Origin of the sequence: Streptomyces sp. NPDC048514, from assembly GCF_043199955.1 — a bacterium.
GTDB lineage: Bacteria > Actinomycetota > Actinomycetes > Streptomycetales > Streptomycetaceae > Streptomyces.
Genome location: NZ_JBICWT010000016.1, coordinates 101,996 through 127,405, shown reverse-complemented (window position 1 = coordinate 127,405; position 25,410 = coordinate 101,996). Strand labels below are relative to the sequence as shown.

Below are 25,410 nucleotides of genomic sequence, written 5' to 3'. Positions count from 1 at the left end.
GCAGCTGGGCGTCAGGAGACGAAGTACGTCGGGTTCGGCAGCTTGTAGGTGCGGTTCGCGTAGCCGCCGTCCAGGTCCGAGTACTGGTCGCCGAAGTTGGCGATGATCTCGTACCCGAGGTCGTCCTCGATGTGCCGGCGGGTGCCCGACTTGTACTGCACGGTCGTGCACTTCCAGGCGCCCGGCGCCGCGCAGTCCTTCAGGTAGGCCGGTGGGTTGGCCGCGTCCTTGAGGAACATGTGGGCGGCGTCGAGGTTCACGTCGGCGCCGGTCTTCTTCAGGTTCGCGACCGCGGCGGACCGCTGCGCCTCCGTCAGACCGGAGTTGTAGAAGACCTCGACGCCCTTGGACTCGGCGTACCGGACCAGCGCGGGGCTGCCGAAGACGGCGGGACGGTCGGCGCGGCTCACGTAGTCGTTCCACGTGGTGGAGTTGTACGTGTAGTTGTAGCGCTTCTCGTAGTCGAGGCTGAGCAGCAGCGTGTCGTCGATGTCGAAGACGACGGCCGGCTGCTCGTGGTGGCGGTGCGCCGTGCGGGCCGCCTTGTCGATGTAGCGCTTGGCGTCGCGGTCGATGCGCGCCAGGTCCTCGGCGTACGGACTGTCCGGGGACGCCTGATATGTGCCGTTGCCGTCGGCCGTGGTGCCGTAGTAGGTGTCGATGTCCTTCACCAACTGCCCGATGTTGTAGGGCTCGTGGGTGGAGTTCGCCGTGGACTGACCGGCGGTGGCAGCGCCCGCGCCGTACAGCGCGGCACCGGCGACGGCGCAGGCGGCGCCGACGGCGGCCACTCTCAGGGACTTCCGCATGGGTTCTCCGGATCTGATGATGAACGGTGATGTACCAGCTCAGAGATTGTCTACGCGCATCACAAGCACACCGCGAGTCCCGTTATCCGATCGATACGCACACCCTGTTCACGAGCAACTCGTCCGCAACCTCGGGGGATTACCGGCCACTGACTCGGACGTGACGCATACTTGACCCGCTCTCCTGCGGGACGAGGCAGGAGATCCGCGCGCCGGAGGGCGACCGAAGCGTGGGGTCAGCCGGCGTAGGGGTCCGGCACCTGGCCGGGCCGGGCCAGGAACGCGAAGTCACAGCCGGTGTCGGCCTGGGTGATCTGGTCCTGGAAGAGGGCGCCGTAGCCACGTTCGTACCGGGCGGGCGGCGGCGTCCACCCGGCCCGACGGCGCCTCAGATCCGCGTCGTCCACCTCCAGACGGAGGGTGCGGGCATCGACGTCCAGGGTGATGAGGTCCCCGGTGCGGACCAGCGCCAGCGGCCCTCCGACGTACGACTCGGGGGCCACGTGCAGCACACAGGTGCCGTAACTGGTGCCGCTCATCCGGGCGTCGGAGATCCGGACCATGTCCCGCACCCCCTGCTTCAGCAGATGGCCGGGGATCGGGAGCATGCCGTACTCGGGCATGCCGGGTCCTCCCTTGGGGCCGGCGTTGCGCAGCACCAGCACGCTGTCGGCGGTGATGCCGAGCGAGGGGTCGTCGATGGTGCGCTGCATCGTGCGGTAGTCGTCGAAGACGACGGCCGGGCCGGTGTGCCGCAGCAGGCGGGGCTCGGCGGTGATGTGCTTGACGACCGCGCCGTCCGGGCACAGGTTGCCCCGCAGGACGGCGACGCCGCCCTCGTGGGCGACCGGGTTGCCGCGGGGCCGGATGACGTCGTCGTCGTGCACGCGGGCGCCCCGCAGTTGCTCGCGCAGGGTGTCGTGCGAGACGGTCGGCCGGTCCAGGTGGAGCAGGTCGGGGATCCGGGAGAGGAAGCCGGGCAGGCCCCCCGCGAAGTGGAAGTCCTCCATGAGGTGGCGCTGCCCGCCGGGGCGGACGTCGGCGAGCACGGGGACCGTGCGGGAGATGCGGTCGAAGTCGTCCAGGGTGAGCCGCACCCCCGCCCGGCCCGCCATGGCGATCAGGTGGATCACGGCGTTGGTGGAGCCGCCGAGGCCCAGGACGGCCGTCACCGCGTCCTCGAAGGCCTCGCGGGTGAGGATCTCGCTCAGCCTCCGGTCCCGGTGGACCAGGTCCACGATCGCCAGGCCCGCTGCGGCGGCCATCCGGTCGTGGGCGGAGTCCACCGCCGGGATGCTCGACGCACCCGGCACGGTCACGCCCAGTGCCTCGGCGGCCGCCGTGAGCGTGGACGCCGTGCCCATGGTCATGCAGTGTCCGGGTGACCGGGCCAGACCGCTCTCCAGTTCGGCCATCTCGCAGTCGCCGATGAGTCCGGCCCGCTTGTCGTCCCAGTACTTCCACATGTCGGTGCCGGAGCCGAGGACCTGGTCCCGCCAGTGCCCCGGGAGCATGGGCCCGGCCGGGACGAAGACGGCGGGCAGGTCCACGGAGGCCGCGCCCATGAGGAGGGCGGGCGTCGATTTGTCGCACCCGCCCATGAGGACCGCGCCGTCGACCGGGTACGACCGCAGCAGTTCCTCCGTCTCCATCGCGAGCAGGTTGCGGTAGAGCATGGGGGTCGGCTTCTGGAAGGTCTCGCTGAGGGTGGCCACCGGGAACTCCAGCGGGAAGCCGCCCGCCTGCCACACCCCGCGCTTGACGGCCTGGGCGCGCTCGCGCAGATGGACATGGCAGGGGTTGATGTCGGACCAGGTGTTGAGGATCGCGACGACCGGCTTGCCGAGGTGCTCCTCGGGCAGGTAGCCGAGCTGGCGGGTGCGGGCACGGTGGCTGAAGGAGCGCAGCCCGTCGGTGCCGTACCACTGGTGGCTGCGGAGTTCTTCCGGCTGCCTGCGCGGTGCGTTCACCTCGACCGTCCGGTCGGCCAGCCGGCGGCGATGGCGGCGATCTCGCCGCGCTCTGCCTCGGGCAGCGTCCGGCTCGGCGGCCGGACGTCCCGGCGGCACAGCCCGAGCGCGGCGAGGGCCTCCTTGACGACGCTGACGTTGTCGGCGGAGCCGTGGGCGGCGCGCAGTTCCTCGAAGCGGCGGATCCGCTCCCAGACCCTCATGGCGGCCGGGTGGTCGCCGGACCGGAGGGCTTCGAGCATGGCCAGCGAGACGGCCGGGGCGACGTTGACGAGCCCGGAGGTGAACCCGGTGGCACCCGCGGAGAAGTAGGCGGGCGCATAGGGTTCGGCGAGTCCCGCGACCCAGACGAAGCGGTCGAGGCCCGCGTCCCGGGCGACGGCGGCGAACCGGACGGCGTCCGGTACGGCGTACTTCACGCCGATGACGTTCGGGCAGTGTCCGGCGAGTTCGGCGAGGCGGCTGCCGGGCAGCCCGGCGTCGCGGAGGTAGAGGACCACGCCCAGTTCGGGCACGGCATCGGCCACGGCGCGGTGGTAGTCCACCCAGCCGGCGGCCGAGACGTACGGGTGGACGGGCTGGTGGACCATCACCATCCGGGCGCCGGCCTCGCGGGCGTGCCGGGCGGCGGCGATCGCTGAGGGCAGGTCGTGTCCGACGCCGGCGAGGATCAGCGCACGGTCGCCCGCCTCCTCGACGGCCGACTCGGTGACCAGCCGGCGCTCCTCGGGCGTGAGGGCGTAGAACTCGCCGGTGTTCCCGTTGGGGGTGAGGGTGCCGAGCCCGCTGTCGAGCAGCCGGCGCAGCAGGGCCCGGTAGGTGTCCAGGTCGACGGAGCCGTCCACGGCGAACGGGGTCACCGGGATGGCCACCACGCCGGCCAGGGCCGCCCGCTCGGTCTCGAACGTCACGCCGCTCATTCCCGGCCTTCCGCTGAGCGGGTCTCGGGGAAGGCACGCCGCACGAAGGACGCGATGTGGGCGTGCAGGGCGCTCGCGGCGCCGTCCGCGTCACCGTCGAGCGCGAGCCGCAGGATCTCGCGGTGTTCGGCGGCCTCCAGCTCCCAGGACGGGTCGGCCGCCCATGCGACGGCGGAGACGAGGGCGGCCTGGTCGCGGACCTCGTCCAGCATCCGGCCGAGCAGCGGGTTGCCGCAGGGGAGATAGAGGGCGCGGTGGAACTCCCGGTTGGCGAGGGAGCGTTCGGCGGGGTCGGTGGCCTCGTCGGCGCGCTGCAGGGCGGACCGCGCGGCATCCAGGGGGGCACCGCGCCCGACCGACCGGCGCAGGGCCTCCGGCTCCAGCAGCAGCCGTACGTCGTAGACCTCGCGCGCCATGTCCGCGTCCACCGTGCGCACGGTGACGCCCTTGTACTGGCTCAGCACGACGAGGCCGGTCCCGGCGAGGGTCTTCAGCGCCTCCCGCACCGGGGTCTTGGACACCCCGAACAGCGTGGCCAGCTCCGTTTCGACGAGCGCCTGCCCGGGCGTCAGCCGCCCGGCGAGGATGCGGTGTCTGATCGCGTCCAGCACGAACTGCGTGCGGGACGGGATGGGGACGGGGGTGGGGACAGAGGTCATGCGGCCCTCTCGGATCTCACCTGTCATGTATCGCGTATCGCGTATCGCGTCTCATATATGACGTACGAGGCGCGACGCGTCGAAGCTAGGGAGAGGGGCCCTGTTTCGTCAATGCCTCTGACAAAAGAGGGGACGGGCGCGAGGCAGGCGGCTCAGACGGTGCGCGTGCCCCCCTCGACCGCCATGTGCGTGGGCCGGCCGAAGACGGCGGCGGCGCGGGCGGCGGCCGCCTCGCGGGTCAGCGTCGGCCCGACGTGGGTGACGAGCAACTCCCGTACGCGGGCTTCGCGGGCGATGCGGCCGGCGTCCTCCGGCGTCAGGTGCACCGGTCGCGGTCCTTCGCCTTCGCGGTGCCGGTCGACGTCCGCCTCGCACAGGAACAGATCGGCACGGGTGGCGAGTTCGGTGAGGGCGGGGCACGGTCCGGTGTCGCCGGAGTACGCCAGCACACTGCCCTGGCACTCGGCGCGCAGCCCGTAGGCCTCGGTGTCGTGGGCGACGGCGCGGGCGGTGAGACGGAGGTTCCAGTGCCGCACGTCGTGGCCGTCGTACAGGTCCCGGAAGTCGAACACGCCCTTGAGGAAGTCGACGTCCGCGCGTCCGAAGAAGCCGGCCAGCCGCCGGGCGCAGTCACCCGGCGCGTACACCGGGACCGGCGCGGGCGGGGTCATGCCGCCGAAGGCGAACGCGTAGGCGGCGGACAGCAGGTCGGCGCTGTGGTCGGCGTGCAGATGCGAGATCCACACCGCGGTGAGCCGGGCGGGATCCGTGTGCCGCTGCAACGCGGCGAACGTGCCGGGCCCCGCGTCCACCCAGACCTCGGCTCCCCCGCCCGACAGCAGATAGCCGGAGCAGGGCCGGTCGGGGCCCGGGTGCGGGGAGGCGGTGCCGAGGACGGTGAGGGTGAGCGGCATGGAAGGGAGCGTACGACGATGAGCGGCCCCTCCCACGGCACTTCGCCAAGACCCACGGTCGCTGGTGTGCACGCCCGTGGGCTCCGTCGGCCGCTCAGCCGCGGGGCTGCGGTCGCCATCCCGGGTCGCGGCCGCTCAGGCCGAGCGCGCGGTCCAGTGGCGGCGCGTTCTCCGGGACCGGGACGACCGGTCCGAACAGGCCGTTGCCGCGGTCCGGGTCTCCGGCGGCGGCGTGGAGGAACCCGAAGGCCGAGTCGAGGGCCGCCGGATCGGGTGCGTAGTCCTGACCCGTGGCCCGGGCCAGGTCCCAGCCGTGGATCACCAGCTCGTCGGCGACGACGGCGCCCGCCACGGCGCCCGGCAGGTCGACCCCGCCGGCCCGTGTGTCACCGGTCCAGGCGGCCGGTTCGCGCCAGGCGTCGGCCAGCTCGTCCAGCCGCTTGGGCAGCTCCGCGCGCCAGCCGGGGCCGAGGTCCGGGACGGCGGAGTTCGGATCGCTGTCGGTCGTAGCGCCGAGTTCCTTGCGGGCGGCGTCACGGAAGGCCACGGACAGCGACAGGATGTGGCCCAGCAGGTTGCGCACCGCGAGATCCGGGCACGGGGTGTCGGCCGTCAGCTGATCGTCGGTCACGGACTCGGCGAGCCGTGCCACGATCCGGGTCTGCGGGCCGAGATCCAACATGGTCATGTCCACTCCTTGGGGGGTCGCACCACCGTACGAAGGGCTGACCGCCCGGCTCCCCGGAACTCATCGGTGCGGACGCGGCCGATCCCACGGCGCACGGGCCACGACAGGGCGCACCACATGGCGCACAGCACGCAGCCGCAGCCCTCCGCGTGGGGTCCTGGGGAACGACGGCTCGCACAGCCGCCGCAGCGGCGCCACACGGCGCTCACGCGGCCCACGATCACCGGGCACACCGCAGCGGCGCACCTGGGCCGGTACCGCGTCCCCGGTCAGGGCGAAGCGCAGCCTGACTTCCTGGCCGCACCCCGTAGCACCCCCCCGGACTAGGGCATCCTGCCGATCCCGGGGCCGTGGCCTTAGCCCCACGATGGCTGGGCATGACGACTTCCTGGACCGTGATCCGTGTGCTGCGGGACCGTAACGCCGGGCTGTATCTCGTCGGCCTGGTGGTGTCCGCCTTCGGCACTTCCTCCCTGTGGCTGGCGTCGGGCGTATGGGTCAAGGACCTCACCGGGTCCGACGGGCTGGCCGCGCTGTGCATGCTCGCCATGTGGGTGCCCACCCTGGCGGGCCCGGCGCTGGGCGGGCTCGCCGACCGCTTGCCGCGGCTGCCCCTGCTCATCGGCCTCGATCTGGGCCTCGCGGCGCTGCTCCTCACCCTGTTCACCGTCGGCTCCGCCGGCCGGCTGTGGCTGCTGTACACCGTCCTTTTCCTGTACGGCACCGCCGGCGTGATCCACGACGCCGCCGAGTCGGCCCTGGTCGCCACCGCCGTCGTCCCGGACCTCCTCGGCGACTTCAACGGACTGCGGATGTCGGTCACCGAGGGCATGAAACTCGTCGCCCCGCTGACCGGTGCGGGGCTGTACGCGGTCTACGGCGGTCCGGCCGTGGCCTGTCTGGACGCCCTCACCTTCGTCCTCGCCGCCGGACTGTGCGCCCTGCTGCGGGTGCGCGAGGAGCGGCCCACCCGGCCGGCTGACGGCCGCCGGCGGACCACCGCGGGTGTCCGGTACCTGTGGGGCCACCCGGGGCTGCGCCCGCTGGTCCGGGCGGGCGGCACGACCATGCTGCTGTCCGGGCTCACCGGCCCCACGGTGTACGCCGTGGCCGACCGGCTCGGCCACTCCCCCGCCTACATCGGCCTGCTCTACGCCTGCCAGGGCGCCGGTTCGGTGACGGTGGGGCTCGTGTCGGGGCCCGCGCTGCGCCGCTTCGGCGGCCGCCGGTTCGCGGCGGCGGGCATCGCGTTGACGGGGGTCGCCATGGCCGCGCGGGCCGTGCCGTCGGACGCCGTGGCCCTGGTGACCGGCGTGGCAGCCGGTCTGGGCCTGCCGTGCGTGCTGATCGCCGCGTTCACCGCCGTCCAGCGCGAGACGCCGGGTGCGCTGCTCGGCCGGGTGTCGGCCACCGCCCATACGCTGATCTTCACGCCGACCGTGTGCGGACTCGCCCTGGGGGCCGGCCTGGTCGAACTGGCCGGTCCCGGGCTGCTGCTGCCGCTGTACGGCCTGGCACTGCTGCTGACGGCGGCCGGGCTCGCTCAGCGTGCCGACAGCGCCTCACGCACCGCCGACAGATCGTCGTCCGACGCCAAGCCGGCGTGATAGAGACGCAGTTCCGTCGCGCCCTGCGCACGCGCGCGTGCCGCGTCCGCCGCGAGCGTGCCGGGGCTGCCGCCCATCCCTGCGACGACGGTGAGATTGGCGGCCAGCACCGTCTCCCGCCCTGCCCGTTCGGCGAAGGGCGCCAGCAGGTCCGTACCGCCCGTGCAGGGGACCACCACGCCGTCGGCCACGGACAGGATGTGGGCGGGGTCCACGCCCGCGTTGGCGCCGCAGTGGTAGGAGACCGGGTCGGCGTGCAGCAGCACCTGGAAACCGGCGGGTGCGGCCGCTCGCACGGCGGCGACGGCCTCCTCCTGCAGCGTGCGGGCGGTCCTCTCGCGCCACGCGCGCGTGGCGGCCGCCGTCTCCTCGCCGAGCAGCTTCTCGACCGTGGGCCAGCCTCCGTCGGCCGCCGTACCCCGCCACAGCGGCTCCAGGGCGGTGCGCACGGCCACCGGCAGTTCGTCGGCGTCGAGACCGTGCTCGCCGTGACCCACGTGGCAGGAGGGACAGAAGCACAGGGACATCAGATACTGCCCGGCGTCCCCGAGGCCCACCCCGGAGATCTTGTCGTGGGCGTGCAGGTGCTGGAGCCCGTACCAGCCGAGGGACTCCAGCTCGGTGCCCTGCGCGCCGGGGCGTACGGCCGCCTCGGCGGCCAGGTCGACCAGGTACGCGCGCGTGGCGGGCTGGGCGATGCAGGGCGCCCACGGGTAGCGGTCGCCGTAGGCGTTGACGACGGAGGTGTCCGGATGCTCGGAACCGAGGCGGGAGTTGTGTGCGAGGACGACCCAGGTGTGCACCTCCAGGCCGGCCGCGGCGAGGGCCCGGGCCGCCTCGCCGTACGCGTCGCCGGGGGCCCAGCGGCCGGCGGGGTACGGGCGCAGGCCGCGGCCCGCCCAGCGGTCGCCGGGCGGATAGAGGACGGCCGCGTACTCGGCGGTGACGATGCGGTGGTCCGGGTGGCGGGGGGTGAGGGCCCGCGTGGAGTGGTAGGCGGCGGCGAGGGTCACCTGCTCGACGCCCAGCCGGGCCGTGCGTGCGGCGGCCCCGGGATCCCCGGCCACGTCCCAGGGGTAGACGAACGCCGACGCCTTCACGCGTCCTCCCCCAGCAGCGCGTATCCGCGCTCGATCAGCTGCGCGAGTTGCTTGACGTGGTCCTCGGCCGGCTCGTCGAGCGGGGGACGGACCTCGCCGACGTCCAGGCCGCGCAGTCGCACGCCGGCCTTGACCAGGGAGACGGCGTAGCCGCGGCCCTGGGCGCGCAGTTCGACGAACGGGCGGTAGAAACCGTCCAGCAGGCGGTGCGCGGTGGCCGTGTCGTCCGTCCGAAGGGCCCGGTGGAAGGCGAGCGCGATCTCCGGGGCGAAGCAGAAGACGGCCGAGGAGTACAGGGTGATGCCGAGGGCCCGGTAGGCGAGCTGGGTCTGCTCGGCGGTGGGCAGGCCGTTGAAGTACAGGAAGTCGCCGTGGACCTCGGTGCGGACGGCGCTGACGATGCGCTGCATGAGGTCGAGGTCGCCGACGCCGTCCTTGAGGCCGATGACCCGGTCGGTCCGGGCGAGTTCGACGACGGTCCGCGGGGTGAAGACCGCGTTGTCGCGCTGGTAGACGACGACGGGCAGGGCGGTGGCCGCGGCGACCTCCCGGTAGTGCCGCAGCAGGCCCTCCTGGCCGGCGAGCACCAGATACGGCGGCATGGCGAGAAGGCCGTCGGCGCCCGCGCCCTCGGCGAGGCGCGCGTAGCGCACGGCGAGCGCGGTGCCGTAGCCGACGCCCGCCACCACCGGCACGCGCCCCTCCGCCGCCTCCACGGCCGCGCGGACACAGGCCTCGAACTCCTCCGGCAGCAGCGCGTGGAACTCCCCGGTGCCGCAGCAGGTGAACACCGCGGCGGCGCCGGCCGCGACGCCCCGGCGCACGTGGGTGCGGTAGACGTCGAGGTCGGGTGAGCCGCCGGGACCGTAGGCGGTGACGGGGAAGAAGAGCGGCCCGCTCGGATCGCGGAGCCGGGCGGCGAGCGGGGCAGGCGTCACGAGCGCTCCCTGTCAATGCATGCTTCTGATCGTCGTCTATATCTCTGAACGATCTCACGCTACGGGCCCCCGTCGGAGCGGGTCAAGCGCACGCGCGCCCGAGGTAACGGCGGATTTCCCCGATGTCACGGCACACTTGACGCGGCAGGTCGCCGCTCCCTAGCGTGTCCATGAATGTGAATCTTGTCTACACATACGGCCGCTGACGTCAAGGAGACCGAGGATGCCCGCTCCCCGCACCGTTCTGCTCACCGGCGCCGCCGGCGGGCTCGGCACCCTGATGCGGTCCCTGCTGCCGGAGTACGGCTACGCACTGCGCCTGTTCGACATGCGCCCCGTCGAGGGCGAGCCCGCCGCGATCACCGCGGACCTCTCCGACAGGGAGGCCCTGCGCGAGGCGGTCCGGGGCGTGGACGCGGTCGTCCATCTCGCCGGGATCTCGCTGGAGGCACCCTTCGAGGCGATCCTGCGGTCGAACATCGAGGGCACGTACAACCTGTACGAGGCCGCCCGCCTCGAAGGCGTGCCCCGGATCGTCTTCGCCTCCTCCAACCACGCCGTCGGCTTCACCCCGGCCCCGGGCGCGGGCGATCCGCTCATCCCGGTCGGCACCCCGCACCGCCCGGACACCTTCTACGGTCTGTCGAAGTCCTTCGGCGAGGACCTGGCCCAGCTCTACTGGGACAAGCACGGCCTGGAGACCGTCTCGGTCCGCATCGGCTCCTGCTTCCCCGAGCCGACCAGCGTGCGCATGCTCTCGGTGTGGATGAGCCCGGCCGACGGCGCCCGCCTCTTCCACGCGGCGCTCACCGCCGAGAACGTCGGCCACACGGTGGTGTACGGCTCCTCCGCCAACACGCGCCTGTGGTGGGACCTCGAGACCGCGCGGGCGCTCGGCTACGAGCCGCGGGACGATTCCGAGCCGTACGCCGGGAAGCTGATCGCCGAGCAGGGCGAGCTGGACCCGCGGAACCCGGCTCAGAGCCACCTGGGCGGGCACTTCGTCAATGACCCGCCCATCTGGCCGTACTGAGCCGCCCGGCGACGTCGCCGAACCGGCCTGCGGCCGTACCGGGCCGTCGGCGGGCCTCGTCGAGCCGGCCGTCCCGGCTTCTCGAGGGGCCCGGGCGGCGGGAGACGATCGCCCGCGCGCGGGCGGGCACCGAACGGGCCCGCCCGCCGCCGCGTTCGGGCATCCGTGGCGCCCGATACCGTCCGGCCTCCCCCGGCCCCGCAGGTCCGCGGCGGGCACACCGCGCGGCAGACGGGCACACCCGGGCAGCATCGGGCCCGCAACAGGCCTGGTCAGTGCCCCGCTCCGGCTGTAGAACTTCCCCCATGGGCCCGAACGGGCAGCTCGACGGGGAAGTGGGTGACCACATGGGCACGAGGACGGCGGAAGAACGCCGGCGCGAGATCGTGCGGGCCGCGCGCACCACCGGCTCCGTGGACGTCACCGCGCTCGCCGGCGAGCTGGGTGTGGCCAGGGAGACCATCCGGCGCGATCTGCGCGCACTGGAGGGTCACGGCCTGGTCCGCCGCACCCACGGGGGCGCCTGTCCGGTGGAGAGCGCCGGTTTCGAGACGACGCTCGCCTTCCGCGCCACCAGCCATGTGCCCGAGAAGCGCCGGATCGCGGCGGCCGCGGCCGAGCTGCTCGGCGACGCCGAGACGGTGTTCGTCGACGAGGGGTTCACCCCGCAGCTCATCGCCGAGGCACTGCCGGGGAACCGGCCGCTGACCGTGGTCACCGCGTCCCTGCCGGTCGCGGGCGCCCTCGCGGAGGCCGAGCACATCTCGGTTCTGCTGCTCGGCGGCCGGGTCCGCCCGGGCACGCTGGCCACCGTCGACCACTGGACGACGAAGATGCTGGCCGGCTTCGTCGTCGACCTCGCCTACATCGGGGCCAACGGCATCTCCCGCGAGCACGGCCTGACCACGCCCGACCCGGCGGTCGGCGAGGTCAAGGCGCAGGCGGTCCGGGCCGCGCGGCGCACGGTGTTCGCGGGCGTGCACACCAAGTTCGGGGCGGTCAGCTTCTGCCGGTTCGCCGAGGTCGGCACGCTGGAGGCGATCGTGACGAGCACCCAGTTCCCGGCCGCCGAGGCCCACCGCTACTCCCTGCTGGGCCCGCAGGTCATCAGGGTCTGAATCCCCCACTCACCTCCCTGGGGCGCACCACACCTCCAGGTGCCCCTTACGTCCCCATATCTCCAGGAGCGATCCATGCGTACCCCGAGCCGACGGAGGCCGCGAGCCACGCTCGCCCTGGCCGCCGCAGGGACGCTGCTCGCCCCGCTGCTCTCCGGCTGCTGGGTCGGCGCGGGCGGGAGCGGTTCCGGCGGCGACTCCATCAACGTCCTGATGGTCAACAACCCCCAGATGACCGAGTTGCAGAAGCTGACCGCAGCGCACTTCACCCCGGACACCGGCATCAAGGTCAACTTCACGGTCCTGCCCGAGAACGACGTCCGCGACAAGATCAGCCAGGACTTCGCCAACCAGTCCGGCCAGTACGACGTGGCCACCCTGTCCAACTACGAGATACCGATGTACGCCCGCAACGGCTGGCTGCACGAGATGAACGGCTACGTCGCGAAGGACCCGTCGTACGACGAACCGGACGTGCTGAAGCCGATGCGCCAGTCCCTCACCGGTGACGACGGCAGGCTCTACGGGCAGCCCTTCTACGGCGAGTCGTCGTTCCTCATGTACCGCAAGGACGTGTTCGCGGCGAAGGGCCTGACGATGCCCGCCCACCCGACCTGGCGGCAGGTCGCCGGCCTCGCCGCCGAGGTGGACGGCGCACGGCCCGGCATGAAGGGCGTCTGCCTGCGCGGACTGCCCGGCTGGGGCGAGCTGATGGCGCCGCTGACGACGGTCGTGAACACGTTCGGTGGCACCTGGTTCGACAAGAACTGGAAGGCGCGGCTCGACTCCCCGGCCTTCGAAAAGGCGACGAAGTTCTATGTCGACCTGGTCCGCGAGCACGGCGAGTCCGGCGCCGCCCAGTCCGGCTTCGCCGAGTGCCTGAACAACATGACCCAGGGCAAGGTCGCCATGTGGTACGACGCCACCTCCGCGGCGGGACTGCTGGAGGCGGCGGGGTCGCCGGTCAAGGGCAAGCTCGGGTACGCCCCCGCCCCGGTGGAGAGGACCGGCTCCTCGGGCTGGCTCTACACCTGGGCCTGGGGCATCCAGAAGGCCTCCCACAACTCCGACAAGGCCTGGAAGTTCATCTCCTGGGCGTCCGGCAAGGGCTACGAACGGCTGGTCGGCGACACCAGCGGCTGGTCGAACGTCCCGGCCGGCAAGCGGGCTTCGACCTACACGAACGCCGCCTACCGCAAGGAGGCCGCCGCCTTCCAGGACATGACCAGGCAGGCCATCGAGAGCGCCCGCCCGAACGACCCCGGCGTGCAGCCGCGCCCCGCGCCCGGCATCCAGTTCGTCGGCATCCCCGAGTTCACCGACCTCGGCACCAAGGTCTCCCAGGAGATCAGCGCGGCCATCGCCGGACGCACGTCCGTCGACTCGGCCCTGAGGAAGTCCCAGCAACTCGCCGAGAAGATCGCCAAGGAGTACGAGGGACGATGACAGCGACGACGGCACCGCTCACGGCCACCCCCGCACGGACGGCGCGGCAGCCCCCGGCCCGGCTGCGCGCCTGGGCCACCCGCGCCCCGCTGCTGCCGGCCCTGGTCTTCATGATCGTGGTGACCCAGCTGCCCTTCGTGGCCACGCTGGTGATCTCCTTCTTCGACTGGAACGCCCTCTATCCCAAGGCCCGCCACTTCACCGGGCTGGACAACTACCACCAGGTGCTGACCGACGCCGATCTGCGCCACTCGGTGTGGACGACCGTGCTGCTCACGGCGACCGTGGTGCTGGCCAGCCTGGTGCTGGGACTGGTACTGGCCCTGCTGCTGGACCGGCGGTTCCGCGGCCGGGGCATCGTCCGTACCCTGCTCATCGCCCCCTTCCTGGTGGTGCCCGTGGCCGCGGCGCTGCTCTGGAAACATGTGCTCTACAACCCTGAATACGGTCTGCTCAATGGGCTGTTGCACTATGTGGGGGGCCCACAGCCGGACTGGATCTCCCGCACCCCGCTGCTCGCTGTGGAGATCTCCCTGGTGTGGCAGTGGACGCCGTTCATGATGCTGATCCTGCTGGCCGGACTGCAGAGCCGGGACCAGCAGCAGATCGAGGCGGCCCGGGTCGACGGCGCGAGCGGCTGGCAGATCTTCCGCCATCTGACCCTGCCCCATCTGCGTCGCTACCTGGAGCTGGGCGCCCTGCTCGGGTCGATCCACATCGTGCAGAACTTCGACGCGGTCTTCACGATCACCTCCGGCGGCCTGGGCACCGCCAACCTGCCCTACACCGTCTACCAGAGCTTCTACCAGGCCCACGAGAACGGGCTCGCCTCCGCCGCGGGCGTCCTGGTGGTCATCGGCTCGATCGTCATCGCGACCTTCGCCCTGCGCGTGGTGTCGTCCCTGTTCCGCGAGGAGGTGTCCCGCGCATGAACGCCGTACGCCGGGGTGGTCTCGGTCTGCTGGCCTGGCTGACCGGAATCGTGTTCTTCCTGCCGATCGCGTGGATGGCGCTGACGTCCCTCCACTCCGAGGCGGACGCCGCGACCAACCCACCGTCCTTCGCCGCCTCGCTCACCCTGGACGGCTACCGCGAGTTCTTCGGCAGCGGTGGCGGGGCGAGCCCCTGGCCCGCGCTCGTCAACTCCACGGTGGCCTCGGTGGCCTCGACGCTCTGCGTCCTGCTGCTGGCCCTGCCGGCGGCCTACGCACTGTCGATCCGGCCGGTGAGGAAGTGGACGGACGTGCTCTTCTTCTTCCTGTCCACCAAGATGCTGCCCGCCGTGGCCGGCCTGCTGCCGATCTACCTCTTCGCCGAGAACGCCGGGATGCTGGACGACATCTGGCTCCTCGTCGTCCTCTACACCTCCATGAACCTGCCGATCGCGGTGTGGATGATGCAGTCCTTCCTCGCCGAGGTGCCGGTCGCCGTCATCGAGGCGGCCCGGGTGGACGGCGCCGGCCTGCCCGTCATCCTCTCGCGCGTGGTGGCCCCGATCGCCCTGCCCGGCATCGCCGCCACGTCCCTGATCTGCTTCATCTTCAGCTGGAACGAGCTGCTGTTCGCCCGGGTCCTGACGGGCGTGGTCGCCGGGACCGCCCCCGTCTTCCTGACCGGCTTCATCACGAGTCAGGGCCTGTTCCTGGCCAAGGTGTGCGCCGCGTCGCTCGTCGTCTCCCTGCCGGTGCTCGCCGCGGGGTTCGCCGCCCAGGACAAACTCGTCCAGGGCCTGTCGTTGGGAGCCGTGAAATGAAGGCCGCCGTCATCGAGTCTGTGGGCCGCGCCGTCGTCACCGAGGTGCCCGATCCGGCACCGGGCCCCCGCGAGGTCGTCGTCGAGGTCGCCGCGTGCGGCCTGTGCGGCACCGACCTGCACATCCTCCAGGGGGAGTTCGCGCCCGAGCTGCCGATCGTCCCCGGGCACGAGTTCGCGGGCGAGATCGTCGGCGTCGGCACCCAGGTCACCGAGGTCGCGGTGGGCGACCGGGTGGCCGTGGACCCCTCCCTCTACTGCCAAGAGTGCCGCTACTGCCGTCACGGCCACAACAACCTGTGCGAGCGGTGGGCGGCGATCGGTGTGACGACGGCGGGCGGCGCGGCCCGGTACGCGGTGGCGCCCGTGGCGAACTGCGTGAAGCTGCCCGAGCACGTGCGCACCGAGGACGCGGCCCTGGTGGAGCCCCTGTCCTGCGCGGTGCGCGGTTACGACGTGCTGAGGTCGAGGCTGGGCGCCCACGTCCTGATCTACGGCTCGGGCACCATGGGGCTGATGATGCTGGAGCTGGCCAAGCGCACGGGCGCCGCGAGCGTGGACGTCGTCGACGTGAACCCGGCCCGCCTGGAGACGGCCCGCCGGCTCGGCGTCTCGGGTGCGGCGGCCGGCGCCGGCGAACTGGACCGGCCGCAGGGCTGGGACGTGGTCGTGGACGCGACCGGCAACGCGGCCGCCATCCAGGACGGTCTGGACCGGGTGGCGAAGGCGGGCACGTTCCTGCAGTTCGGGGTGGCCGACTACGCGACCCGGGTGACGATCGACCCGTACCGGATCTACCACCAGGAGATCACCGTCACCGGTTCCATGGCCGTGCTGCACAGCTTCGAGCGGGCCGCCGAGCTGTTCGCGGGCGGGGTGCTGGACCCGGACGTGTTCATCAGCGACCGGATCCCGCTGGAGCGGTACCCGCAGGCGCTGGAGCAGTTCGCGGCGGGCGTGGGACGCAAGATCGTCGTGGTGCCGTAGGCCGTTCGGCGGGTAAGGGAACGGTAAAGCGGTGTCGTTCGTTCACCCGGCATGACAGCTATGACCCCAGGCTCGAACATCCCTCTTACCGCCGCGCGCGTGACGGTGGACGTCGCCGCTCCGGTGCGGCTCGACGTGTCGGGCCTGCTGCTCACGGGCGACGGCAAGGTGCGTTCCGACGGCGACTTCATCTTCTACAACCAGCCCACCGGACCGGGCGTGACGTACCGGTCCGGCGGGGGCGCCGCACCGGACGCGATCACGGTGGACACCGCCGCCGTGCCGCCGGACATCGACAAGATCGTGGTCACGGCCAGCCCGGACGCGGCCGGCCAGACCTTCCAGGGCATCGAGCCGACGGCCACGATCCGCGACGCGGACGGCGGCGCGGCACTGGCCACGTTCACCCCGCCGCAGCTCGGCGCGGAGACGGCGCTGGTGATCGTGGAGATCTACCGGCGCAACGGCCAGTGGAAGGCCCGCGCCGTCGGCCAGGGGTATGCGAACGGGCTGGCCGGTATCGCGACGGACTTCGGCGTGACGGTGGAGGAGCCGGCCGCCGCCCTCGCCGCCCCGCCGCAGCCGGCCGCCGCGCCGGCCCCGGCGGTGTCGGCACCCCCGGTCCCGTCGGCTCCCCCGGCTCCCCCGGCCCCGCCCGCGCCTCCCGCCCCCGGTGCCGGGAAGATCAACCTGGACAAGGGCCGGGTCAGCCTGCAGAAGAACCAGACCGTCTCCCTGGTCAAGGGCGGTCGCCCGCTGCTCTCCCGGGTGCAGATGGGCCTCGGCTGGGAGCCCGCCTTCCGCGGCAGGGACATCGACCTGGACGCCTCGGTCATCGCCTACGGCCCGCAGCGCAACCACATCGACAGCTGCTACTTCGGCAAGCTGACCATCCTGAACGGCGCGGTCAAGCACTCCGGTGACAACCTCACCGGTGAGGGCGGAGGCGACGACGAGGTCATCGTGGTCGACCTCGGCCGGATCCCCCAGGAGGTCACCGGCCTGGTCTTCACGGTCAACTCCTTCTCCGGTCAGAAGTTCACCGAGGTCGCCAAGGCGTACTGCCGCCTCGTCGACACGGCGACCGGCGAGGAACTGGTCCGCTTCGACCTGACCGGCGCGGAGCCCCAGACCGGTGTGATGATGGCCAAGCTCGTCCGCCAGTTCTCCGGCGAGTGGGACATGACGGCCATCGGCGACTTCGTCAAGGCCCGCACGGTGCGGAACATGGTGAAGCCGGGGGCCGGGGCTCTGTAGCGACCGGATGCGGCGGGTCGGCCGCCGGGGGCCCCGGCCACGCCGGGCCGGGGCCTACGGGCGCAGGCCCTCCGTCAGCAGGGTCAGATAGCGGCGGATCTCCCCGGCGTGCCCGTTCCCGAGTTCCGACGCCGTGGCGATCCCGTGTGCCAGCCGCAGGACCTCGATCGGCTCCAGGTCGGCCCGCAGGGTCCCCTCCGCCTGCGCCGCCCCCACCAGCCGGCTCGCCGCACCCTGCACCGCCGTACCGCACACCGTGCGCGCCGCCGAGCCGCCGTCGGTGACCGCCGCCTCCAGCAGCACCTTCATGCCGCGCAGCCGAAGCGTGGCCACACACAACTCGTGCAGCCACTGCATCAGCGCCTCGCCCGGCGGCAGTGCACCGGCCAGTTCCCCTGCCCGGTGCCCCAGCGCCTCGATCCGGTCCACGTACGCCGCCTCCAGCAGCGCCTGCCGGGTCGGAAAGTGCCGGTAGAGCGTGCCCGAGCCGACGCCCGCCCGCTTGGCGATCTGGTCGAGCGAGGCGTTCTCCCCGTGCTCGGCGAAGGCCTCCGCCGCCACCTGGAGCAATCGCTCGTAGTTGCGCCGAGCGTCCGCGCGCATGGGCCTGACCGGTGCCATCCAGCAACTCCTCGCGAACCGGCGACTGTCCCCGCATGTTATCCGTGAAGCACCCGGAACGGACCGCAGCGGCGGCGGGACCGCGGCCCGCACCCCCGCGGAGGTGCGGGCCGGGCTCAGGGCCGCCGGGATCAGTGCTGCCAGGGCCAGCGGGTGTCACGGCCCGCTTCGAGCAACGGCACCATCCGGAAGGCCGCGTCCGAGAGCCCTCCGAAGGTGTGCCGGTTCCCCGTGCCCGAGGGGCCGTGGCCCGGCCGGTAGCCCTCCAGGTTCCAGGTGTAGACCGGAATCCGGTCCGGGATCCGGGAGGTGGGATCACCGTGCCGGCCGGGCGCGTACTGCTCGTCGGTGACGATCAGCACCCGGTCGTGTTCCGTGTAGTGCCGGCGCACCGCCGCGGTGGTGTCGGTGCCGCCCAGGTCACCGAAGCGCTCCAGGATCTTCAGCACCGACTCCCCCTTGCGGAACCTCACCTTGTCGCTGGTCGAGCCGAACTGCACGAGGTCGGCGTCGGCCGCGCGCAACGCGAGGGCCGTGCCGAAGATCGCCGCCGCGTCGGCCCGGGTGAGCTGCGAGCGTTCGGACACCTGGGACCAGAACATCGAGCCGGACCGGTCGACCAGGACCAGCGTCCGGCCGGGCAGTGCCGGCACGTTGGCCAGCGAGTGGCCGAGCGCCTGCTCCAGCGGGTAGGACCAGCGCAGCGAGGGCGCGTGCCGGTGGGCGGCGAGGTAGCGGAAGGGGAACTGGCGCGAGCGCACGACCTGCTCCGGGTCGCTGATCTTCGCCGCGACCCGGGCGGCGACCTCGTCGCCGACGCCCGCCTGGTCGAAGTTGCGCAGGTTGCGCATGAGCGCCATCGCGCCCATGGACGGGATCACGGCCTCCCAGGCCGCCTTGTCCATCGGCCCCTGCAGCCAGCCCGCCAGCGCCTCCCAGGTGATGCCGGCGGCGGCCAGCCGCTCGGCGCCGTCGGGCGAGGTGACGACCGCCCGCCGCTGTTCCACGGGCAGCGCCATCAGCTCGCGGTGCCGGGTGAGCGTCGCGAGCGAGTCGGGCGGCACGGCGGTGTCCGGGTGGTGCCGCCGGTCGAGTGCGTACCGGAACAGCTCGCCCTGCCACGGCTTGGCCGGGTCGGGCGAGGCGTGCGCGAGGTTCAGGATGTCGCCGAAGCGGTAGCCCTTGGCCGCGGTGTCGTACTTGAGCAGCGACTTCTCGTGGAAGAGCCGTCGTACGGCATCGGCGACACCGCGCTTGACCGGCTTGGGCAGCGCACGGCCGTAGGCCGACGTCCAGTACGCGAGGAACTCGCCGGGCTCGTCCGGTCGCTGGAGCACCCCGGCCACGACCTGCCGGTTCGAGGGGCCGTCGGTGGCCCCGGCCGCCAGTCGTGCGTGGACGTACTCGGCGGCTCCCACGAGGGAGGCCGTGCGCATGTTGCCCTCACCGCGCAGCCAGTGGAGCAGGCCGGCCGTCCAGGCCGGGTCGGTCACCGCGAGGTCCCGTACGAGCCGGGCGAACCGGTCGTCGCGCTCGTCGCTCTTCTCGTAGAAGGTGTGCTGCGAGACGAAGTTGGAGACGGCGAGCAGGAACAGTTCCGAGCGCGGATCGCGCTCCTGGCCCCGGCCGCCCTCGTAGGTCCGCAGCACCCGGCCGGTCGATGTCACAGCCGACTTCGGCCGCGCCTTCGCCGCAGGCGTGTTGAATCGCGCCATGGTGAATTCCCCCGAATTCATTCACATTTCCACGGAGGCACGGCAAGGGGAGGGTGCCCGAGTTCGGGAATCGGCTGCGGACCTGTCCGGACGCTCCACCGATCGAGCTGCGCCGACACGGAGTCGACGACGGGACTCGAACCCGCAACCTTCCGGTCCGATGAAGTAACCGCTGCCTGCGCACCGGGCACCCACCCGTGCCACGCCTCCCGAGTTCAAGTCGGCGACGGCGGGGATTCTCGTTGCAGAAGAAGTAGCCGTCGCCTTCGCACCGGGAGGTGCGTGAAGTCTTGCTGTCCAGAGATCTGGGCCGGCGGAACCGACGATGGTGCTCTGGCCCCTGAGCTACACCGGCCTGTGGTGCCGGTGGCGGGACTCGAACCCGCGGCCTCCCCATGAGAAGTGGAAGTAGGTCCTGCCTGTCGCACCTGGACGTTCATCACTCTGGGAGCGGCCCACGGAACGTGCGAGCGAATTTACGGCGCCGCGTACGGGCCGGCGTGCGTATTCCGCTCGTCCGGCCCGTCGGCGGTGGTGGTGTCGTCGGCTACCGCTTCTGCCGCTTCCAGGGCCCGGTGATGGCGAGCATGATGCCCGGGGTCTGGATGTTGGCGAACAGGGTCCGGCCGTCGGGCGAGAAGGTGACGCCGGTGAACTCGCTGTACTCGGGCTCCTCGGCGGTGCCGCTGTTCAGCTCGTTGCGGGCGATCGGGTAGGTACGGCCGCTGTCGGTGGCGCCGAACAGGTGCTGGACACCCTCGCCGTCCTCCGCGACGACCAGGCCGCCGTAGGGGGAGACGGTGATGTTGTCGGGGCCGTCGAAGGCGCCGTCCTCGGCCGGGTCGGGGTTCACCCCGAGCAGGACCTTGAGGGTCAGGGTGCGCCGCTTGGGGTCGTAGAACCAGACCTGGCCGTCGTGCCGGACCGGGCTCTCGGCACGGGCGTAGGAGGAGACGACGTAGGCGCCGCCGTCGGCCCACCACATGCCCTCGAGCTTGCGTGCGCGGGTGACTTGGCCCTCGGTGAACTGCTTGCGGACCGACACCGTCGTGGCGTCGCGGTCCGGGACGTCCACCCAGTCGACACCGTAGACGGTGCCGGTCCTCGTGGCGCGGGAGAGGTCGTCGACGAATCCGCCGCCGGAGTCGAAGCACTTGAAGGCCTGGAGTACGCCCGCGTCGTCGGCGAGGGTGCGCAGCCGGCCGCGGCCGTGGTGGAAGCCGTGCGGCGGGGTCCAGCGGTACAGCAGGCCGTTGGGTCCGGAGGCGTCCTCGGTGAGGTAGAGGTGGCCGCGCCCGGGGTCGACGACGACGGCCTCGTGGGCATAGCGGCCGAGGGCCTTGACCGGCTTCGGTGCGCGGTTGGCCCGGTGGTCCTCCGGGTCGACCTCGAAGACGTAGCCGTGGTCCTTGGTGAAACCGTGCTTGCCGGCCTTGTCCTCGGTCTCCTCGCAGGTCAGCCAGGTGCCCCACGGGGTGCTGCCACCGGCGCAGTTGGTCGCGGTGCCGGCGATGCCCACCCACTCGGCCACCTCGCCACCGCGGCGGACCTCGACGACGGTGCAGCCGCCGGCCGCCGCCGGGTCGTAGACGAGGCCCTCGGTGAGTGGCACGGGGTGCGGCCAGTCGGCGCGGGCGCCGGCCAGCTCGTGGTTGTTGACGAGGAGGGTGGTGCCGCGCGGACCGTCGAAGGCGGCGGTGCCGTCGTGGTTGGACGGGGTGAACTCGCCGGACTCCAGCTTGGTCCTGCCGCTGTAAGTGATGATCTTGTACGTGAAGCCCGCGGGGAGGGCCAGGATGCCCTTCGGGTCGGGGATCAGCGGTCCGTAGCCGACGCCGTGGTGGCCGTGCGCCGGCGCGCCGTCCGCGGCCTCGACGTCGGTCTCCGTGGACGCGAGGGCGTTCGGCGCGGTGGCGAGCGCGCCGACGCTGCCCGCCAGCGCGACCCCTGCACCGGTGACCGCGGATGTTCTGGCGAAGTCCCTGCGGGTGAGCGACATGGTGTCTCCTGTGACGGTGGGTGTGCCGTGGAGGGTGGCGGGCCCCGGTTCGGCGCACACGTTCCCGCCCCCCGCTGAACGGGAGTTGAACGACGGGCTACTTCACAGGCCCTTGTTCGAGAATCCGTACGCACTGCACCATGAGCAGCAGAACCACTTGGCCCACCCGGCCACCAGGGTCACCGCGCCGGTCCGGGACAACCGGGCGTGCCGCGTTCACCCCCCTTGCGGGGAGCGGGCCGTTCACCCCCCTTGCTGGGAGCGGGCCTTGAACGCGGCCTTGCGGGCCTCCTTCGCCACCCTCTTGTCGGGGTGCAGCCGCCCCATCGCCTCCAGCACGTCGGGCGTCGCGGGGTGGTCCACCCGCCAGGCCGCCGCGAAGAATCCGCTGTGCTGCTCGGCGAGCCCCTCCACGAGGGCCTGGAGTTCCTCCGAGTTACCCTCGGCCTGCAGCTGCGCGGCCACGGTGTCGATGGTCAGCCAGAAGACCAGCTCCTGCGAGGGCGGCGGCACCTCGGCCGCGCCCCGCTCGCTCAGCCACACCCGGGCGAGGCCGCCCAGCTCGGGGTCGTCCAGGACGTCACGCAGCGCGGGCTCGGCCTCCGCGCCGACCAGCGACAGCGCCTGCTGGCAGCGCAGCCTGCGCAGCGGCGCTCCGGCGTCCCCTCCCCGTGCCGCCGCGAGCAGTTCCCGCGCGGCGGCGAGGGATTCACGACGGGCGAGCCAGTGCTCGGTCTCGGCGCGCGCGGCGGTCTGCCCGAAGTGCGCCGTGCCGTCCAGCAGCGCGTCCGCGCCCTTGTCGGCGAGTTCACCGACGGCAGGCGCCTCGAAGCCGGCCTCCAGCAGCCGCGCCCGCAGCCCGTAGGCGCCGAGCGGGGTGAGCCGGACCATGCCGTAGCGGGAGACGTCGGTGTCGTCGTCCGGTGCGGCGGGCTCCTCGTCGGCGTCGGCCATCAGCGCCTCGTCCACCGGCCGGTACTCCACCAGGCCGATCGGCTCCAGCAGCCGGAACTGGTCGTCGAGCCGCATCATGGCGTCGGAGACCTGCTCCAGGACGTCGTTGGTGGGCTCCCCCATGTCGTCGGGCACGATCATCGACGCTGCGAGGGCGGGCAGCGGTACGGTCCCCTCGCCGGGCCCTTCCTCACTCACGGTCAGCAGGTACAGATTGCCGAGGACGCCGTCGAGGAAGTCCGCCTCGGCCTCCGGGTCCCAGTCGAGTGACGAGAAATCGATCTCTCCGCCCTCGTCCAACGCCTCGACCAGGCCGTCCAGGTCGGGCACGCCCGCGTCCGAGACGACGGTCTCCAGGGCGGCGAGCCATACGGCGAGGACGTCGTGCGGGGAGCCGCCGGTGAGCAGTGCGAGGTCGGCGCCGGCCGTCACGGTGCCGGCCTCCTCGTCCACGATCTCGACCAGACCGGCGTCCACGGCGACCCGCCAGGCCTCGCTCGCGGAAGCGGCGGCGTCGTCACCGCTCAGCCCGAGCAGTTCGGCGGCGGCCGGCAGCTGCTCCTCGACGAGCCCGCCACCGGCGTCCACGCGGGTGGCGGGTCCGGCCCAGCGGGCGAGGCGGGCGGCGCGGGAGAGCAGCGGGGTGGACAGCGCGGCGCGCGCCAGCTCCGGTTCGGGGTGCAGCCGTACGGGCGGCAGGGGGGAGTCGGACATCGGCTGGTTCTCCTCGGACCGTGAGCGGGCTCAGCCGCTCAGCCTAGACGGATTTCCACCCATGCCGCCCGGTTCATCATCCCGACAGCCGCCGTACATGGCCGAAACCTTGACAACTCCCGCCGTGACACAGGAGATTGACGCGCGTAGAAGTTGGGGGGACAACTGTTCACTCGGCTCTACGCGTGTCACAGAGGGCGACGAGCCCCGCACGCTCCCGTTCCACCTTCGTCCCGGCGCTCACGCACGTCCCCGGAGGGAACCCCTTGCCGAGCAGGTCTTCCGCGCGCCTCGCCGCGCTCACCGTCGCCGCCGTCTGCAGCGCGACGTCCGCCGTCGTCCTCACGTCACCCGCGCACGCCGACTCGGTGCGCATCCACGACGTCCAGGGCACGACCCGTATATCGCCGTTCGCCGGCCAGTCGGTGGCCGACGTGCCCGGCATCGTCACGGCGACCCGCACGTACGGCTCCTCCAGAGGTTTCTGGCTGCAGGACCCGACGCCGGACGACAACCCGGCCACCAGTGAGGGCGTGTTCGTCTTCACCGGTTCCACGCCGAAGGTCGCGGTCGGCGACTCGGTCACGGTCAACGGCACCGTGTCGGAGTACGTGCCGGGTGGCGCCTCCTCCGGCAACCAGTCGCTGACGGAGATCACGAAGCCGGTGATCACCACCGTCTCCGCGGGCAACGCGGTCCCGGCGCCCACGGTGGTCGACGCCAGGTCGGTGCCGAGCAGCTACACCCCGACGGGCGACACCGCCGCGAGCGGCTCCGTCAACGGCCTCGCCCTGCAGCCGTCGAAGTACGCCACGGACTACTACGAGTCCCTGGAGGGCATGAACGTCCAGGTCGCCGACGCCCGTGTGGTCACCGCGACCGACCCGTACTCCGAGCTGTGGGTCACGGTGAAGCCGCGGGAGCACCGCAGCCGCCGCGGCGGCACGGTCTACGGCTCCTACGAGTCCCAGAACACCGGCCGGCTCCAGATCCAGTCACTGGGCGCGACCGCCGACTTCCCGAAGGCGAACGTCGGCGACACGCTCACCGGCGCCACCACCGGCCCGATGGACTTCAACCAGTTCGGCGGCTACACCCTCGTCGCGAGCCGGCTCGGGGCGCTGAAGAGCGCCGGTCTGCAGCGCGAGACGACGCAGCAGCAGTCGCGCCGCGAACTGGCGGTGGCGACCTACAACGTCGAGAACCTCGACCCGGCCGACGCCACCTTCGACAAGCACGCCGCCGCGATCGTCGGCAACCTGCAGTCGCCGGACATCGTGTCCCTGGAGGAGATCCAGGACGACAACGGCGCCAAGGACGACGGCACGGTCGGTGCGAGCGCGACCGTGAACAAGCTGATCGACGCGATCGTCGCGGCCGGCGGCCCGAAGTACGACTGGCGCTCGATCGACCCGGTCAACGACCAGGACGGCGGCGAGCCGGGCGGCAACATCCGCCAGGTGTTCCTGTTCAACCCGCAGCGGGTGTCCTTCGTCGACCGCGCGGGCGGCGACTCGACCACCGCCGTCGGCGTCACCAAGGTGCACGGCGCGGCGCGGCTGACGGTTTCCCCGGGCCGCATCGCCCCGGCGGACACGGCCTGGGCGAACAGCCGCAAGCCGCTGGCCGGCGAGTTCACCTTCCGGGGCAGGACGGTCTTCGTGATCGCCAACCACCTCAACTCCAAGGGCGGCGACCAGGGCCTGACCGCGCAGTACCAGCCCCCTGTGCGCAGCTCCGAGGTGCAGCGCCACGCACAGGCGACCCTGGTGAACGCGTTCGTCAAGGACCTCCTGCACGCCCAGAAGGACGCGAACGTCATCGCGCTGGGCGACATGAACGACTTCGAGTTCTCCGGCACCACGAAGATCCTCGAAGGGCACGGCGAGCTGTGGTCGGCGATCAAGTCGCTGCCGAAGAGAGAGCGTTACACCTACGACTACCAGGGCAACCAGCAGGTCCTGGACCAGATCCTGATCAGCCCGGCGATCCGGCGCGGCGACGACTTCGAGTACGACAGCGTGCACATCAACTCGGAGTTCAACGACCAGGTCAGCGACCACGACCCGCAGGTGCTCCGCTTCCGCCCGTAGCCCGGCGGTACCGGAGAACCGGGGGATCTTCGCAGCCCGGGGATTCCGGTGAACCGGGGATCCCCGCGGCCCGGCTATGCCGCTGATCCCGGGATCCCCGCGGCACCGGACATCCC

21 protein-coding genes are annotated in these 25,410 nt (G+C 72.1%); 9 read left to right on the top strand and 12 right to left on the bottom strand.

The window, feature by feature from the left end:
* Window positions 1-11: 11 nt before the first annotated feature.
* The 6 genes from ACGFT2_RS31480 to ACGFT2_RS31455 all read right to left on the bottom strand — a co-directional run bounded on the left by ACGFT2_RS31480 (window position 12) and on the right by ACGFT2_RS31455 (window position 5,960).
* Window positions 12-809, bottom strand: a complete 798-nt coding sequence (locus tag ACGFT2_RS31480; RefSeq protein ID WP_393284917.1) for an HAD family acid phosphatase — start codon at window positions 807-809, stop codon at window positions 12-14.
* Between the two features lie 236 nt (window positions 810-1,045).
* Entirely contained in the window at window positions 1,046-2,779 is a 1,734-nt protein-coding gene (araD, locus tag ACGFT2_RS31475; RefSeq protein ID WP_393284914.1) for an L-arabinonate dehydratase, read from the bottom strand.
* Window positions 2,776-3,699: a dihydrodipicolinate synthase family protein gene (locus ACGFT2_RS31470; protein WP_393284911.1), complete on the bottom strand. Its 924-nt coding sequence runs from the start codon at window positions 3,697-3,699 to the stop codon at window positions 2,776-2,778. Before ACGFT2_RS31470 ends, araD begins: the two co-directional genes overlap by 4 nt.
* Complete coding sequence (locus ACGFT2_RS31465; protein ID WP_393284908.1) at window positions 3,696-4,358, bottom strand: GntR family transcriptional regulator; 663 nt, start codon at window positions 4,356-4,358, stop codon at window positions 3,696-3,698. Before ACGFT2_RS31465 ends, ACGFT2_RS31470 begins: the two co-directional genes overlap by 4 nt.
* Window positions 4,359-4,510: 152 nt before the next feature.
* Window positions 4,511-5,272, bottom strand: coding sequence for an MBL fold metallo-hydrolase (locus tag ACGFT2_RS31460; protein ID WP_393284906.1), 762 nt, complete (start codon window positions 5,270-5,272; stop codon window positions 4,511-4,513).
* Window positions 5,273-5,366: 94 nt separating this feature from the next.
* A complete protein-coding gene (locus tag ACGFT2_RS31455; RefSeq protein WP_393284903.1) occupies window positions 5,367-5,960 on the bottom strand; it encodes a TIGR03086 family metal-binding protein in 594 nt (197 codons plus the stop codon).
* Between the two features lie 377 nt (window positions 5,961-6,337).
* On the opposite strand from ACGFT2_RS31455, the gene ACGFT2_RS31450 reads away from it, so the two are divergent.
* A complete protein-coding gene (locus ACGFT2_RS31450) occupies window positions 6,338-7,567 on the top strand; it encodes an MFS transporter (protein ID WP_393284900.1) in 1,230 nt (409 codons plus the stop codon).
* On the opposite strand, the gene ACGFT2_RS31445 is transcribed toward ACGFT2_RS31450, so the two are convergent.
* Window positions 7,504-8,667 carry a hypothetical protein gene (locus ACGFT2_RS31445; RefSeq protein ID WP_393284898.1) on the bottom strand — a complete coding sequence of 388 codons (1,164 nt, stop codon included), beginning with the start codon at window positions 8,665-8,667 and terminating at the stop codon, window positions 7,504-7,506. The two genes, ACGFT2_RS31450 and ACGFT2_RS31445, sit on opposite strands and share 64 nt — an antisense overlap.
* Window positions 8,664-9,605: a 5-dehydro-4-deoxyglucarate dehydratase gene (locus ACGFT2_RS31440; RefSeq protein ID WP_393284895.1), complete on the bottom strand. Its 942-nt coding sequence runs from the start codon at window positions 9,603-9,605 to the stop codon at window positions 8,664-8,666. Before ACGFT2_RS31440 ends, ACGFT2_RS31445 begins: the two co-directional genes overlap by 4 nt.
* A gap of 223 nt (window positions 9,606-9,828) precedes the next feature.
* Here ACGFT2_RS31440 and ACGFT2_RS31435 point away from each other — a divergent pair, with 223 nt between their 5' ends.
* The 7 genes from ACGFT2_RS31435 to ACGFT2_RS31405 all read left to right on the top strand — a co-directional run bounded on the left by ACGFT2_RS31435 (window position 9,829) and on the right by ACGFT2_RS31405 (window position 17,198).
* The gene (locus ACGFT2_RS31435) at window positions 9,829-10,638 is read left to right on the top strand and encodes an NAD-dependent epimerase/dehydratase family protein (protein ID WP_393284892.1); all 810 of its coding nucleotides are present in this window, start codon (window positions 9,829-9,831) and stop codon (window positions 10,636-10,638) included.
* Window positions 10,639-10,985: 347 nt separating this feature from the next.
* Entirely contained in the window at window positions 10,986-11,756 is a 771-nt protein-coding gene (locus tag ACGFT2_RS31430) for a DeoR/GlpR family DNA-binding transcription regulator (RefSeq protein ID WP_393285155.1), read from the top strand.
* 75 nt (window positions 11,757-11,831) lie between these two features.
* Window positions 11,832-13,202: an ABC transporter substrate-binding protein gene (locus ACGFT2_RS31425; RefSeq protein ID WP_393284890.1), complete on the top strand. Its 1,371-nt coding sequence runs from the start codon at window positions 11,832-11,834 to the stop codon at window positions 13,200-13,202.
* Complete coding sequence (locus tag ACGFT2_RS31420) at window positions 13,199-14,134, top strand: carbohydrate ABC transporter permease (protein WP_393284887.1); 936 nt, start codon at window positions 13,199-13,201, stop codon at window positions 14,132-14,134. The genes ACGFT2_RS31425 and ACGFT2_RS31420 overlap by 4 nt, the downstream gene beginning before the upstream one ends.
* The gene (locus ACGFT2_RS31415) at window positions 14,131-14,955 is read left to right on the top strand and encodes a carbohydrate ABC transporter permease (RefSeq protein ID WP_393284885.1); all 825 of its coding nucleotides are present in this window, start codon (window positions 14,131-14,133) and stop codon (window positions 14,953-14,955) included. The genes ACGFT2_RS31420 and ACGFT2_RS31415 overlap by 4 nt, the downstream gene beginning before the upstream one ends.
* Window positions 14,952-15,941 (top strand): zinc-dependent alcohol dehydrogenase family protein, encoded by a 990-nt coding sequence (locus ACGFT2_RS31410; RefSeq protein WP_393284882.1) that lies wholly within the window; start codon window positions 14,952-14,954, stop codon window positions 15,939-15,941. The genes ACGFT2_RS31415 and ACGFT2_RS31410 overlap by 4 nt, the downstream gene beginning before the upstream one ends.
* Before the next feature lie 60 nt (window positions 15,942-16,001).
* Complete coding sequence (locus ACGFT2_RS31405; RefSeq protein WP_393284879.1) at window positions 16,002-17,198, top strand: TerD family protein; 1,197 nt, start codon at window positions 16,002-16,004, stop codon at window positions 17,196-17,198.
* 54 nt (window positions 17,199-17,252) lie between these two features.
* On the opposite strand, the gene ACGFT2_RS31400 is transcribed toward ACGFT2_RS31405, so the two are convergent.
* The 4 genes from ACGFT2_RS31400 to ACGFT2_RS31385 all read right to left on the bottom strand — a co-directional run bounded on the left by ACGFT2_RS31400 (window position 17,253) and on the right by ACGFT2_RS31385 (window position 23,201).
* Window positions 17,253-17,819, bottom strand: coding sequence for a TetR/AcrR family transcriptional regulator (locus ACGFT2_RS31400; RefSeq protein ID WP_393284877.1), 567 nt, complete (start codon window positions 17,817-17,819; stop codon window positions 17,253-17,255).
* A gap of 131 nt (window positions 17,820-17,950) precedes the next feature.
* Window positions 17,951-19,534 carry a TROVE domain-containing protein gene (locus ACGFT2_RS31395; protein ID WP_393284875.1) on the bottom strand — a complete coding sequence of 528 codons (1,584 nt, stop codon included), beginning with the start codon at window positions 19,532-19,534 and terminating at the stop codon, window positions 17,951-17,953.
* Window positions 19,535-20,081: 547 nt separating this feature from the next.
* Window positions 20,082-21,533 carry an alkaline phosphatase PhoX gene (locus tag ACGFT2_RS31390; protein ID WP_393284872.1) on the bottom strand — a complete coding sequence of 484 codons (1,452 nt, stop codon included), beginning with the start codon at window positions 21,531-21,533 and terminating at the stop codon, window positions 20,082-20,084.
* A 243-nt stretch (window positions 21,534-21,776) separates the two neighbouring features.
* Window positions 21,777-23,201 carry a hypothetical protein gene (locus tag ACGFT2_RS31385; protein WP_393284870.1) on the bottom strand — a complete coding sequence of 475 codons (1,425 nt, stop codon included), beginning with the start codon at window positions 23,199-23,201 and terminating at the stop codon, window positions 21,777-21,779.
* 266 nt (window positions 23,202-23,467) lie between these two features.
* On the opposite strand from ACGFT2_RS31385, the gene ACGFT2_RS31380 reads away from it, so the two are divergent.
* Entirely contained in the window at window positions 23,468-25,294 is a 1,827-nt protein-coding gene (locus ACGFT2_RS31380) for an endonuclease/exonuclease/phosphatase family protein (RefSeq protein ID WP_393284867.1), read from the top strand.
* Window positions 25,295-25,410: the final 116 nt, after the last annotated feature.

Excerpts from the sequence above, each read along its gene's own strand:
- ACGFT2_RS31480 (WP_393284917.1), bottom strand. The coding sequence starts at position 809 with ATGCGGAAGTCCCTGAGAGTGGCCGCCGTCGGCGCCGCCTGCGCCGTC.
- ACGFT2_RS31470 (WP_393284911.1), bottom strand. The coding sequence starts at position 3,699 with ATGAGCGGCGTGACGTTCGAGACCGAGCGGGCGGCCCTGGCCGGCGTG.
- ACGFT2_RS31465 (WP_393284908.1), bottom strand. The coding sequence starts at position 4,358 with ATGACCTCTGTCCCCACCCCCGTCCCCATCCCGTCCCGCACGCAGTTC.
- ACGFT2_RS31460 (WP_393284906.1), bottom strand. The coding sequence starts at position 5,272 with ATGCCGCTCACCCTCACCGTCCTCGGCACCGCCTCCCCGCACCCGGGC.
- ACGFT2_RS31455 (WP_393284903.1), bottom strand. The coding sequence starts at position 5,960 with ATGACCATGTTGGATCTCGGCCCGCAGACCCGGATCGTGGCACGGCTC.
- ACGFT2_RS31450 (WP_393284900.1), top strand. The coding sequence starts at position 6,338 with ATGACGACTTCCTGGACCGTGATCCGTGTGCTGCGGGACCGTAACGCC.
- ACGFT2_RS31435 (WP_393284892.1), top strand. The coding sequence starts at position 9,829 with ATGCCCGCTCCCCGCACCGTTCTGCTCACCGGCGCCGCCGGCGGGCTC.
- ACGFT2_RS31430 (WP_393285155.1), top strand. The coding sequence starts at position 10,986 with ATGGGCACGAGGACGGCGGAAGAACGCCGGCGCGAGATCGTGCGGGCC.
- ACGFT2_RS31425 (WP_393284890.1), top strand. The coding sequence starts at position 11,832 with ATGCGTACCCCGAGCCGACGGAGGCCGCGAGCCACGCTCGCCCTGGCC.
- ACGFT2_RS31420 (WP_393284887.1), top strand. The coding sequence starts at position 13,199 with ATGACAGCGACGACGGCACCGCTCACGGCCACCCCCGCACGGACGGCG.
- ACGFT2_RS31415 (WP_393284885.1), top strand. The coding sequence starts at position 14,131 with ATGAACGCCGTACGCCGGGGTGGTCTCGGTCTGCTGGCCTGGCTGACC.
- ACGFT2_RS31410 (WP_393284882.1), top strand. The coding sequence starts at position 14,952 with ATGAAGGCCGCCGTCATCGAGTCTGTGGGCCGCGCCGTCGTCACCGAG.
- ACGFT2_RS31405 (WP_393284879.1), top strand. The coding sequence starts at position 16,002 with ATGACCCCAGGCTCGAACATCCCTCTTACCGCCGCGCGCGTGACGGTG.
- ACGFT2_RS31400 (WP_393284877.1), bottom strand. The coding sequence starts at position 17,819 with ATGGCACCGGTCAGGCCCATGCGCGCGGACGCTCGGCGCAACTACGAG.
- ACGFT2_RS31395 (WP_393284875.1), bottom strand. The coding sequence starts at position 19,534 with ATGGCGCGATTCAACACGCCTGCGGCGAAGGCGCGGCCGAAGTCGGCT.
- ACGFT2_RS31390 (WP_393284872.1), bottom strand. The coding sequence starts at position 21,533 with ATGTCGCTCACCCGCAGGGACTTCGCCAGAACATCCGCGGTCACCGGT.
- ACGFT2_RS31385 (WP_393284870.1), bottom strand. The coding sequence starts at position 23,201 with ATGTCCGACTCCCCCCTGCCGCCCGTACGGCTGCACCCCGAACCGGAG.